The organism is Paenibacillus sp. H1-7 (assembly GCF_022354825.1).
In the GTDB taxonomy this organism is placed as follows: domain Bacteria; phylum Bacillota; class Bacilli; order Paenibacillales; family NBRC-103111; genus Paenibacillus_S.
The window spans coordinates 8,316,377-8,328,086 of the sequence record NZ_CP031168.1 but is presented as its reverse complement, the minus strand read 5'-3'; the positions used below and the strand labels follow the sequence as shown (position 1 = coordinate 8,328,086).

15 protein-coding genes are annotated in these 11,710 nt (G+C 50.4%); all 15 read left to right on the top strand.

Annotation, left to right across the window (positions count from 1 at the left end; translation table 11 throughout):
• Positions 1-104 precede the first annotated feature (104 nt).
• The 15 genes from atpE (at position 105) to nuoK (ending at position 11,686) form a co-directional block, all read left to right on the top strand.
• The gene (atpE, locus tag DVH26_RS36755) at positions 105-320 is read left to right on the top strand and encodes a F0F1 ATP synthase subunit C (protein WP_054796275.1); all 216 of its coding nucleotides are present in this window, start codon (positions 105-107) and stop codon (positions 318-320) included.
• Positions 321-405: 85 nt separating this feature from the next.
• Positions 406-894 (top strand): F0F1 ATP synthase subunit B, encoded by a 489-nt coding sequence (gene atpF / locus DVH26_RS36750; protein WP_239630522.1) that lies wholly within the window; start codon positions 406-408, stop codon positions 892-894.
• Positions 891-1,442, top strand: a complete 552-nt coding sequence (locus DVH26_RS36745; protein WP_239630521.1) for a F0F1 ATP synthase subunit delta — start codon at positions 891-893, stop codon at positions 1,440-1,442. Before atpF ends, DVH26_RS36745 begins: the two co-directional genes overlap by 4 nt.
• Positions 1,443-1,459: 17 nt before the next feature.
• On the top strand, positions 1,460-2,977 hold the full coding sequence (atpA, locus tag DVH26_RS36740; protein ID WP_239630520.1) for a F0F1 ATP synthase subunit alpha: 1,518 nt from the start codon (positions 1,460-1,462) through the stop codon (positions 2,975-2,977).
• 119 nt (positions 2,978-3,096) lie between these two features.
• The gene (gene atpG / locus DVH26_RS36735) at positions 3,097-3,954 is read left to right on the top strand and encodes an ATP synthase F1 subunit gamma (RefSeq protein ID WP_239630519.1); all 858 of its coding nucleotides are present in this window, start codon (positions 3,097-3,099) and stop codon (positions 3,952-3,954) included.
• A 125-nt stretch (positions 3,955-4,079) separates the two neighbouring features.
• A complete protein-coding gene (gene atpD / locus DVH26_RS36730; protein ID WP_239630518.1) occupies positions 4,080-5,486 on the top strand; it encodes a F0F1 ATP synthase subunit beta in 1,407 nt (468 codons plus the stop codon).
• Between the two features lie 132 nt (positions 5,487-5,618).
• Entirely contained in the window at positions 5,619-6,020 is a 402-nt protein-coding gene (locus tag DVH26_RS36725; RefSeq protein WP_239630517.1) for a F0F1 ATP synthase subunit epsilon, read from the top strand.
• 350 nt (positions 6,021-6,370) lie between these two features.
• Positions 6,371-6,736 carry an NADH-quinone oxidoreductase subunit A gene (locus tag DVH26_RS36720; protein ID WP_239630516.1) on the top strand — a complete coding sequence of 122 codons (366 nt, stop codon included), beginning with the start codon at positions 6,371-6,373 and terminating at the stop codon, positions 6,734-6,736.
• Positions 6,721-7,239 (top strand): NuoB/complex I 20 kDa subunit family protein, encoded by a 519-nt coding sequence (locus DVH26_RS36715; protein WP_239630515.1) that lies wholly within the window; start codon positions 6,721-6,723, stop codon positions 7,237-7,239. The genes DVH26_RS36720 and DVH26_RS36715 overlap by 16 nt, the downstream gene beginning before the upstream one ends.
• Positions 7,236-8,237 (top strand): NADH-quinone oxidoreductase subunit C, encoded by a 1,002-nt coding sequence (locus tag DVH26_RS36710; protein ID WP_239630514.1) that lies wholly within the window; start codon positions 7,236-7,238, stop codon positions 8,235-8,237. Before DVH26_RS36715 ends, DVH26_RS36710 begins: the two co-directional genes overlap by 4 nt.
• 6 nt (positions 8,238-8,243) lie before the next feature.
• Positions 8,244-9,344, top strand: coding sequence for an NADH-quinone oxidoreductase subunit D (locus tag DVH26_RS36705; RefSeq protein ID WP_239630513.1), 1,101 nt, complete (start codon positions 8,244-8,246; stop codon positions 9,342-9,344).
• Positions 9,344-10,357: an NADH-quinone oxidoreductase subunit NuoH gene (gene nuoH / locus DVH26_RS36700; RefSeq protein ID WP_239630512.1), complete on the top strand. Its 1,014-nt coding sequence runs from the start codon at positions 9,344-9,346 to the stop codon at positions 10,355-10,357. Before DVH26_RS36705 ends, nuoH begins: the two co-directional genes overlap by 1 nt.
• Positions 10,358-10,402: 45 nt before the next feature.
• The gene (gene nuoI, locus DVH26_RS36695) at positions 10,403-10,846 is read left to right on the top strand and encodes an NADH-quinone oxidoreductase subunit NuoI (RefSeq protein WP_239630511.1); all 444 of its coding nucleotides are present in this window, start codon (positions 10,403-10,405) and stop codon (positions 10,844-10,846) included.
• A 1-nt stretch (position 10,847) separates the two neighbouring features.
• On the top strand, positions 10,848-11,372 hold the full coding sequence (locus DVH26_RS36690) for an NADH-quinone oxidoreductase subunit J (protein WP_239630510.1): 525 nt from the start codon (positions 10,848-10,850) through the stop codon (positions 11,370-11,372).
• A gap of 2 nt (positions 11,373-11,374) precedes the next feature.
• On the top strand, positions 11,375-11,686 hold the full coding sequence (nuoK, locus tag DVH26_RS36685) for an NADH-quinone oxidoreductase subunit NuoK (RefSeq protein WP_239630509.1): 312 nt from the start codon (positions 11,375-11,377) through the stop codon (positions 11,684-11,686).
• The last annotated feature ends 24 nt before the right edge of the window (positions 11,687-11,710 follow it).

Sequence of the window (11,710 nt, the reverse complement as noted above, 5' to 3'; positions counted from 1 at the left end):
TGAACTTATCTCAACCATGGCAGCGTTTCAATTAAGCGTGGAAAGAGAATAAGAGAAATACAACTATACTAAAATCCAGTACAATTTTTGAGGAGGATTTAACAATGGAATTTTTGGCAGCAGCTTTGGCAATCGGTTTGGGCGCACTTGGCGCAGGTATCGGTAACGGTATGATCGTAAGCAAGACAGTTGAAGGTATCTCCCGTCAACCAGAACTTCGCGGTACATTGCAAACAACAATGTTTATCGGGGTCGGTATCGTAGAGGTTGTTCCAATTATCGGCGTCGTTCTCGGCTTCTTGATTTTCTTCGGCGCTTAATTCCATGACGATTAGGTTTGGCGCGGAAGGCCTAAGCCCTTCCACGCCTTCGTTTTGCCTGAAATCACCGAAAGGAGTTGCTTAAATGGGTTGGCATTGGGAATCGTTCGTGTTTGCGATCGTAGCGTTCGTGATTTTATATGCACTCTTGAACAAATATGCTTTCGGGCCTTTGTTCGGTATCATGGAACAACGCAGACGCATGCTGTCTGAACAAATCACTACAACAGAACAAAACCGCCGTGAAGCGGAACAACTGATGGCTGAGCAAAAGCAAGCATTGCAGGATGTACGCAAAGAAGCTCAGGAGATTATTGAACAAGCTCGCAGAACCAGCGCCAAGCAAGGCGAGGAAATTGTGGAGCAGGCTAAAGCGGAAGCGACTCGTATGAAAGACGAAGCGCTCAAAGATATTGAGAATGAAAAGAACAAAGCCATTGCAGCTCTTAAAGGTCAAGTTAGCGCAATGTCCGTCATGATCGCTTCCAAAATTATCGAGAAGCAAATTGACGAAAAATCTCAGGAGCAATTGATTGAGCACTACCTGAAAGAAGTAGGGGGCAACAATCAATGAGCCAGAACACAATTGCAGCCAAAAGATACGCGAAAGCCTTGTTTGAAGTAGCCCGCGATCAAGACCGGATTGCTCAAGTAGAGCAGGAGCTTGACTCCGTTCTTTCCGTTTTGAAAGAAAATGCGGATCTGAACAAGCTGATCAAGCATCCGGGCATCGGGGCTGATGTGAAAATCGGGTTGATCAAGCAAATCTTCGAATCCACTCTTTCGGAAGTCGTGATAAACACGATCAATCTTTTGATTGAAAAAGGAAGAGAAGAATCGCTTGAAGCAGTTGTGAATGCTTATAACAAGATTGCCGGCGACGCGCTGGGTGAAGCGAAAGCCATCGTCTATACTCCTGTGGAATTGACGGAGGCCGAATTGAACAGCATCACGGCATCTTTCAGCAAATTGATAAGCAAACAAATCCGTGTGGAATCGGTTCTCGATAAAAGCTTGCTTGGAGGCATTCAAGTTCGCATCGGCGACCGTCTGTATGACGGCAGCTTGTCCGGCAAGCTTGAGCGGTTGAAAAAATCATTGAATCAATCTCAAGCACTGTAGATAGGGGTGAGGAAATCTTGAGTATCAGACCGGAAGAAATCAGCACATTGATCAAACAACAGATTGAAAACTTTAAATCCGACATGCAAGTCGTTGACGTTGGTACAGTCATTCAAGTCGGTGACGGTATTGCTCGCGCTCACGGTTTGGAAAACGCTATGGCGGGCGAATTGCTTGAGTTTCCGAGCGGGGTTCTAGGCTATGTCTTTAACCTTGAGGAAAGCAACGTCGGTATCGTTATTTTGGGACCTTACAAAGACATTCGTGAAGGCGACCAAGTTAAACGTACCGGCCGTATCATGGAGGTTCCTGTAGGCGACGAATTGATCGGTCGCGTAGTGAATCCACTTGGACAGCCGGTTGACGGCAAAGGTCCTATTAACACAACGACGTTCCGTCCGGTTGAATCCCCGGCGCCAGGCGTTATGGCCCGTAAATCGGTTCATGAGCCTATGCAAACAGGTATCAAAGCGATTGACGCGATGATTCCTGTCGGTCGAGGTCAGCGCGAGTTGATCATCGGTGACCGTCAAACAGGTAAAACCGCCATTGCGATCGATACGATCATCAACCAAAAAGGCAACGGCGTAAAATGTATTTACGTTGCGATCGGCCAAAAGCAATCCACCGTTGTAAACGTTGTGGAAACGCTGCGTAAAGCAGGCGCTATGGATTATACGATCGTCGTAACGGCAAGTGCTTCCGAGCCTGCTCCAATGCTGTGGCTTGCTCCTTTCGCAGGCTGCGCAATGGGCGAGTACTTCATGTACAAAGGCGAGCACGCGCTTATCATTTACGATGACTTGACGAAACAAGCGGCAGCATACCGCGAGCTTTCCTTGCTGCTTCGCCGTCCTCCGGGTCGGGAAGCTTATCCTGGTGACGTGTTCTACTTGCACTCCCGTTTGCTCGAGCGTGCAGCTAAGCTGAGCGACGAGCTCGGCGCAGGATCGCTTACCGCGCTTCCGTTCATCGAAACGCAAGCCGGCGACGTATCCGCTTATATCCCAACAAACGTAATTTCGATTACGGACGGTCAGATTTTCCTTGAGTCCGACCTGTTCTACTCCGGTCAGCGTCCGGCGGTTAACGTCGGTATCTCCGTATCCCGGGTAGGTAGCTCCGCTCAAATCAAAGCGATGAAAAAGGTCGCAGGTACGCTCAAAACCGACCTTGCTCAATACCGTGAATTGGCTGCTTTCGCCGCGTTCGGTTCCGATTTGGATAAAGCGACCAAAACCCGTTTGGACCGCGGCTTGCGTACGCTGGAAATTCTGAAGCAAGGCGTTCACCAACCATTGTCGGTTGAGAAGCAAGTAGTCTCCATCTACACGGTGGTAAGAGGACATCTTGACGATTTGCCGGTTCAAGACATTCGTCGTTTTGAAGCAGGTTTCTTGGCTTACGTAGATTCCAACCGTCCGGAAATTCTGCAAAGCATCCGCGACACGAATGATTTGACGTCGGATAATGAGAACGCATTGAAAGATGCGATCCAAAGCTTCAAAAAAGGATTCGCACCTTCCGCAGAATAAAACTTAAGACTGAGCTTCTCGCTTGAGAAGCTCGGTGTTTCATATGAAGTCTTTTAACAGGCTTTTCGAGTGAAGGCTTTTCTGTCCAAGGAAAAGCTTCGAGAGAGAGGTGAGCAAGCATGGCAAAAGGGATGCGCGAAATTAAGCGCGAGATCAAGTCCAAACAAAGCACCAAGCAAATCACGAAAGCGATGGAGATGGTTGCGGCCTCTAGGCTTAGAAGAGCGCAAGAGGCAGCCGAAGCTGCGCGTCCTTACGCGGATAAGCTGAAGGAAGTGGTCGGCAGTATTGCAGCAGGTACCAAGGGTGTTAAGCATCCAATGCTGCAAAACCGCGAAGTGAAAAAGACGGGGTATCTTGTTGTCACTTCGGACCGTGGTCTCGCTGGTGGTTATAACGCAAACGTGCTGCGTAAAGTAATGGCGGAGATCAACGAAAGACATAAGTCCCCTTCCGAGTACTCGATCTTTGTGATCGGGCGCAAAGGCAGAGACTTCTTCCGCAAGCGCAATATCACTATCGTTGAAGAAGTGACGGGTCTTTCGGACTCGCCGACCTTCAGTGACATTAAGACGGTTGCTGCTGCAGCGGTTAAAAACTTCGAGAACGGAACCTACGATCAGTTGTACCTGGTGTATAACAAGTTCGTGAACGCGATCTCCCAAATTCCTACGATGAAACAGCTTTTACCGATGGAAGATATGGGCGGAACGGTAGTATCGAACTATGAATATGAGCCTTCTCCGGAAGGCGTTCTGGAAGTACTTCTGCCGAAATATGCAGAGACACTGATTTACAGTGCGGTTCTGGATGGTAAAGCAAGCGAATTCGGTGCGAGAATGACGGCCATGAACAACGCTACGAAAAATGCGACGAAGATGATCGGCTCGTTGACACTGTCTTACAACCGTGCTCGTCAGGCTGCCATCACTCAAGAGATTTCCGAGATCGTCGCTGGCGCGAACGCACAGTCTTAGAATACGCAATATTGGAACGTACGGACATCGGTTTAAAAAGTACAGCTTGTGACAAGCCTGCTCGCAGCTATCGTGTAAGCTAAGAAGCGGCTTAGTCCAAGAATAGAGCTTTAGGAGGGAAAACAGTGAGCAAAGGGCGCGTTGTGAACATTACGGGGCCGGTCGTCGACATTGAGTTCGAGCGTGGACACCTCCCTGAGATTTTAAATGCGATCAAAATTGAGAAAAAAGCTGAAAAAGCAGGCGAACAGGACATCAAGCTGACGGTTGAAGCTGCTGTACATTTGGGCGACAATCTGGTTCGCTGCGTTGCAATGTCTTCCACTGACGGTTTGGTTCGCGGTTTGGAAGCAGTGGACACAGGCGCGGCTATCAGCGTTCCTGTAGGTCAAGCAACATTGGGCCGTGTATTTAACGTATTGGGCGATCCGATCGACGGAGTTGAAGAAGTGGACCGCACTTTGACAAGCCCAATTCACAAAAGCGCTCCAGCGTTCGACAATTTGTCGACGCAAGCGGAAATTTTGGAAACAGGGATCAAAGTTATCGACTTGATGGCTCCATACGCGAAGGGCGGTAAAATCGGTCTGTTCGGCGGTGCGGGCGTAGGTAAGACGGTAACGATGCAAGAGTTGATTCACAACATCGCTTCCGAGCACGGCGGTATCTCCGTATTCGCCGGCGTAGGCGAGAGAACACGTGAAGGTAACGACTTGTACCACGAGATGAAGGAATCTGGCGTTATTTCCAAAACCGCGATGGTTTTCGGACAAATGAACGAGCCTCCAGGTGCCCGTCTTCGCGTAGCATTGTCCGGTTTGACCATGGCGGAATATTTCCGTGATGAAGAGGGCCGTGACGTGCTTCTGTTTATCGACAACATTTTCCGTTTTACTCAAGCGGGTTCCGAGGTTTCCGCCCTTCTTGGACGTATGCCTTCTGCGGTAGGTTACCAGCCGACATTGGCAACGGAAATGGGTCAATTGCAAGAACGTATCACATCCACGAAAAAAGGTTCCGTTACGTCGATCCAAGCGATCTACGTTCCTGCGGATGACTATACGGATCCGGCTCCGGCTACAGCGTTTGCTCACTTGGATGCAACGACGAACTTGGAGCGTAACATCGCGGCAATGGGTATTTTCCCAGCGGTGGATCCATTGGCATCGTCTTCCCGTATTTTGACTCCGGAAATTCTTGGCGAAGAGCACTACAACGTAGCGCAAGGCGTTAAGAAAATTTTGCAGCGCTATAAAGAACTGCTCGATATCATCGCGATCCTCGGTATGGACGAATTGTCCGACGAAGATAAGCTCACGGTTCACCGCGCAAGACGGATTCAATTGTTCTTTGCTCAGCCGCTTCACGTGGCCGAGGCATTTAACGGGATTCCGGGCTTGTATGTACCGGTTAAAGAAACGGTTCGCAGCTTCAAGGAAATTCTCGAAGGCAAGCACGACAACCTTCCTGAACCGGCTTTCCATAACGTAGGTACAATCGAGCAAGCGATCGAAAAAGCGAAAACATTGTAATTCATTCATATACATCGCCGGGCGGACCTCTCGAGAGCATTCGTCCGGCGCATGCAGTACGGACACGAAGCGAGTTTGGTGTTCGCTTACGAAGTGGACTTTTCATAAGAAAAGTTCTTAGGAGGAATCCAAGTGAGTACTTTCCTACTTGAAATTGTAACTCCTGAGCGCAAAGTGTTCGCCCAAGAAGTGAACATGATTATCGTGAAGGGCGTAGAAGGCGAGCTTGGCATTCTGCCAAATCACATTCCTTTGGTTACTCCATTGAAAATTGCACCGGTTACCGTGAAGCAGAACGGCAAGCAAGAGCATATCGCGGTAAACGGCGGCTTTATGGAAGTTCGCAAGGACAAAGTGGTTATTCTGGCGGAAAGCGCTGAGCTGCCGGAACAAATCGATATCGAGCGTGCTAAAGCAGCCAAATCCCGCGCAGAACAACGTCTGTCGTCCAAAAAGGACGAATATGATTTTAAACGCGCCGAGGTGGCATTGCAAAAAGCATTGAATCGGATCGAGGTTTTTGGGAGAAAATAAGCTACAACTTAAAATGCGGGGGAACTTGGGTTCCTCCGCTTTTTTTGCATATCGAAATGATGAGGTTGGCGGCCTATCCTGCATGCAGAAGGGTCAAATGAACGGAATAATTACCTTTTCAAGGGAATTTGTATTAGACACCCCAACGGGCATTTGTTATAATTGTTTAGGCATAAATTAACAGTGATGTGCAAGATAAGATTAGTCAATAGACGGACATCGGGAAATCGTCTTGTTCGCGCTTACATAGGATGCAAGAAGACAGAACGAGCCTCTACTGTAAAATCCATCCTGCACAGACTATCAAAGAACATACTTTCCAAAACGAAGTGGGAGGCGGATCGTTCACGATGTACATGAACAATTACGTGGTCGTAGCCATTTTTCTCATGCTTGGAGTGTTACTTCCTATTGTAGCGCTTACAGTGGGACGATTGCTTCGCCCAAACAAACCGGTGGAGGAGAAGTATACCACTTATGAGAGCGGTAATGAGCCTTTGGGCGAGAGCCATGTGCGGTTCAACATCCGTTATTATTTGTTTGCGCTGATGTTTGTCATTTTTGATGTGGAAACTGTATTTTTGTACCCATGGGCCGTTGCGTATAAGCAATTAGGCTTGTTTGCGCTTGTAGAGATGTGTATTTTTGTCGGGCTGCTGGTAGTCGGATTAATTTACGCTTGGAAGAAGAAGGTGCTGCAATGGACTTCAATTTAGAGTCGATAACTCCGGAAGAAAGACAAGAGCTCGAACGCAATGTGTTTATGACGACGCTGGAGCAGATCAAGTCTTGGGCACGAAGCAATTCCTTGTGGCCTTTGACTTTCGGACTGGCATGCTGCGCCATTGAAATGATGGGAACCGGGGGGTCTCATTATGATCTTGACCGGTTCGGCGTTATTTTCCGTACGTCTCCCAGACAATCGGACGTAATGATCGTGGCCGGAACCGTAACGAAGAAGATGGCTCCGCTGCTGCGCCGATTGTACGAACAAATGCCGGAGCCCAAATGGGTTATTGCCATGGGATCCTGTGCAACGGCGGGCGGTCCGTATGTGAAATCATACGCAGTGGTTAAAGGCGTCGATCAGGTGGTACCTGTCGATGTATATATACCAGGCTGCCCGCCGAATCCTGCCGCTCTTATTTACGGAATCAACAAGCTGCAGGAGAAAATTCGCTACGAAGCAAAAACCGGTAAGCAGGTGACGAACCGATGAGCGATGAGCAAAAGAAGGATCTGCCTCAGGATGCAGTGGCCGAGTCCCGGAAAGAGGAGCCTGCGGCAGCCGATGAGGCTGTAAATAAGCCGGAGAGCGCTGCGCCAAGCGAGCAGGTCACGCCTGCAGCTGCAGCCGAGCCGGCGGAAGCGAAGCAAGCGGATGCGTCAGCTGAGGCAGGTGAAGCGGCTCCGGCGGCACAAGCTGAGAAGGCTGCTGCAGCTCCTGCAGAGCCGAAGGCCGAGGCCACTGACGCACCGGCGGACGCCAAGGTCGAGCCGAAGGCGGAGAAAGCCGACGACGCACAGGCAAAGGCTGACGCAGCAGCGGCTAGAGCGGCTGCACGTGCAGCGCGTGCGGCCGCCAAGGAGCCGTCAGACGCGCCGGCAGCGGAGAGTGCCGCTCCTTCGGACGAGGAGAAGGAAGCGAAGGCGAAAGCGGCAGCCGAAGCACGGGCTGCAAGGGCTAACGCGCGGGCGAAGAAGACGGAGGGCGAGGATGATGCTCCCAAGCAGCCGTCACCAAATCAGCCGAGATTGGACCAATGGGTCAAAATCTTGAAGGAGCAGATAGGCGACGATGCGGTGGAGGAGGCTTTTATCAATGAGAAGGACGGCCATCTTCCGTATATCATCATCAAGAATGATAAGTGGGTTTCCTCTGCAGAGCAGCTGAGGGACCATAGCGAATTCCAACTGAATTATTTGCGCAATGTGTCCGGCATCGACCAGGAGACACATATGGAGGTTGCATACCATCTGTTGTCTTTGGAGACGAAGCAGGAGCTGTGCGTCAAAATAAAAACGAATCGGGATGCGGCAACGATCCCTTCGGTAACCGGTGTTTGGCCGACGGCCAACTGGAACGAACGCGAAATTTATGATTTGCTGGGCATTGATTTCCCGGGACATCCGGATATGAGAAGAATCATGATGTCTGACGATTGGGTCGGCCATCCGCTTCGCAAAGACTATGAACCGCTTGACCCGGAGGTGTAGAGTCTCTTGATTAGAACGGAAGAGTTGCTGTTAAATGTAGGGCCTCAGCATCCGAGTACCCACGGGGTTTTTCGTATCGTGGTTAAGCTGGACGGGGAAATCATAACGCATGCCGATCCGGTGATGGGGTATTTGCACAGAGGAACCGAGAAGCTTGCGGAAAATTTGTCATACACTCAGATCATCCCGTACACGGACCGTATGGATTATGTGTCAGCCATGACCAACAATTATGTGCTGGTTCATGCCGTAGAGAAGCTGATGCAGCTGGAGATCCCCGAGAGAGCGGAGTTTTTGCGGCTGATTGTTATGGAGCTGCAGCGCGTTGCCAGCCACTTGGTCTGGTGGGGCACGTATTTGCTCGATATCGGGGCCATGAGCCCGTTCCTGTTCGCGTTCCGTGACCGGGAGATCATTATTGATTTGTTCAACGAGCTGTGCGGCGCACGGTTGACCTACAACTACATGCGGGTCGGCGGCGTGAAATGGGATGCGCCGGAAGGCTGGATCGAGAAGGTAAGGAAGTTCATTCCTTACATGAGAAGCAAGCTGGACGAGTACAACAATCTGGTCAGCGGCAACGAGATCTTTTTGGCCCGGATCAAGGGCATTGGCAAATACGATGCGCAAACCGCTATCGCTTACGGCTTAAGCGGAGCGAACCTGCGTTGTACCGGTGTGAATTGGGATATTAGGAAGGATCAACCCTACAGCTTGTACAACCGGTTTGAGTTCGATGTGCCGGTTGGCCATAACGGGGACTGCTACGACCGCTATTTAATCCGGTTTGAGGAAATACGCCAATCGCTGCGCATTTTGGAGCAGGCTGTGGAGCAATTCCCGGCAGAAGGCGAGATCATGGGCAAGGTACCTCGGGTGGTGCGCCCGCCGGAAGGCGAAGTCTATGCCCGGATTGAAGCGCCGCGCGGAGAAATCGGCTGCTACATCGTATCCAGGGGTAAAGATAAGCCATATCGGCTGAAATTCCGCCGACCTTCATTCGTTAATTTACAGATTTTGCCGAAATTGTTAGTCGGCGAAACAATGACCAATCTAATTACGATTCTCGGAGGCATCGATATTGTCGTTGGGGAGGTGGACTGCTAATGGGAGATTTATTGCAACAGCAGTTGACTTTGACCAATTTCGCGATCTTTTTTGCTTGGGGCGTCGTTCTGCTGCTGGTCGTACTGGGCTTCGTAACGTATGCCATCTATTTTGAGCGCAAGGTTATCGGCTGGATGCAATTCCGGATCGGGCCGAACCGTGTAGGTCCATTAGGACTGCTGCAGAGCGTCGCGGACGTGACGAAGCTTCTTATCAAGGAGGATACGATTCCGCGGAAGGCGGAACGGGAGCTGTTTATTTTGGCTCCGGTCATCACCTTCATTCCGGCCTTCGTTGTTCTTGCAGTCATTCCGTATTCGGAAAGACTGATCAGCACCGATTTGAACGTAGGGCTGCTATATTACGTAGCCCTTTCGGGAATATCGACGATCGGTATCGTATTGGGCGGCTGGGCGTCCAACAACAAGTACGCATTGCTTGGCGGCATGCGGTCCGCTGCGCAAATGATCAGCTATGAAATTCCTCTGGTCATTTCGGTGATCGGCGTTATTATGATGACCGGCAGCTTGAATTTGAATGTGATCGCCGAGCAGCAGGCGGGCGGGTTCTGGCATTGGAACTTTTTGCCCCAAATCATCGGGTTTGTCGTGTTCATCATCGCAGGAGTATCGGAGCTGAACCGTACCCCGTTCGACTTGCCTGAAGCGGAGTCGGAGCTTGTAGCCGGCTATCACGTCGAGTACAGCGGCTTCCGTTTTGCCTTCTTTATGCTCGCGGAGTATGTGTACGTGTTTGCCATCGCCGGATTGACGACGACCTTGTTCCTAGGCGGGTGGCACGCGCCGTTCCCGTTCCTGGAATTTATCCCGGGGATCATCTGGTTTCTGTTGAAATTCTCGTTCATTGTGTTCTTCCTGTTCTGGATTCGGGCCACACTGCCAAGGATTCGGGTCGACCAATTGATGGGAATGGGCTGGAAGGTGCTGCTGCCGCTTGCGCTCGTCAACATCTTCGTAACGGCGATTTTGATGAGTATCGGACTCAAATCGTAGGTTTCCTTTCAAATAACCATGGCGCTTTGGAAAGGGTGAGAAATCATGAAAGGCATAGTCAAAGGTCTCGGTGTTACCCTGAAAAGCTTGACGCAGAAAAAAGTGACCTACGCATATCCGGACGTGCCTTTGCAAATGCCGGACCGGTTCAGGGGCATACAGCATTTTGATCCTGACAAATGCATCGTTTGCAACCAGTGTGCTCGGATTTGCCCGACGGAATGCATCAACTTAATCGGTAAAGCGAACCCGGACCCAGAGAAAAAGGGCAAGGTCATCGATACGTACGACATCAACTTCGAAATTTGCATTTTGTGCGACTTGTGCACGGAAGTATGTCCGACGGAAGCTATCGTCATGACGAATAATTTTGAGCTCAGTACCTATAGCCGTGACGATCTGTTCAAAAACTTGCAGTGGCTCAACGAAAACAATGTGAATGTGCGGAAGGAAAACAACTCGGCGCTTCCGAAAGGTGGGGCGAAATAGCATGCTGGGAAATATCGGAACGTTTTTATCCAGCGGTGAGAATATCGCGTTTTTCGTCTTTGCACTGATGGCGATAGGCGGGGCGATCTTTATGATCAGCTTCGACAAGGTCGTTCACATGGTGTGCGCACTGGCTCTGACCTTTATTAGTATGGCGGGATTGTACGTCATTCTGGATGCGGAGTTCGTAGCTTTTGTGCAAATATTGATCTACGCCGGTGCGATAACAATCCTCATGATTTTCGGGATCATGATGACCAAGCACCAGGGGGAGGAAGCGGAGCCGAAGCGGCCGGTCCATAATGTGCTGCTGATTATCGGATCCTTGGCGCTGTTCGGCGTCCTGTTCTATGCGATTCAGAACGTCACCTTCCCATCGGGAGAGTTCAAGGCGGCAGAGGACAACACGATGGAGATCGGCAAGCTGTTGTTCAATCAGCATGTCATTCCTTTTGAACTGATGTCAGTGCTCTTGACGGTAGCCTTCATCGGAGCGATTGTCGTCGCCAAGAGAGAGGAGGACTAAGCATGGAAGGGTTGGTAACTCCTTATTTGACTTTGGCGGCGATCCTGTTCTGTATCGGACTGTACGGCGCCTTGTCCAAAAAGAACGCCGTAGTCGTGCTGTTGTCCATCGAGCTGATGCTGAATTCAGTGAACTTGAATCTCGTCGCCTTTTCCAAGCTGGGCATTCATCCTAACTTGACGGGGCAAATCTTCTCGCTGTTTAACATTACGATTGCCGCGGCGGAAGCGGCCGTAGGGGTCGCGATTTTGATCGCGCTGTACCGCAACAAAGGAACGACGGATGTCAACGAGATGGATTCGTTGAAACGATAGCTTGCTGGCGAGTCGACTAGCAGC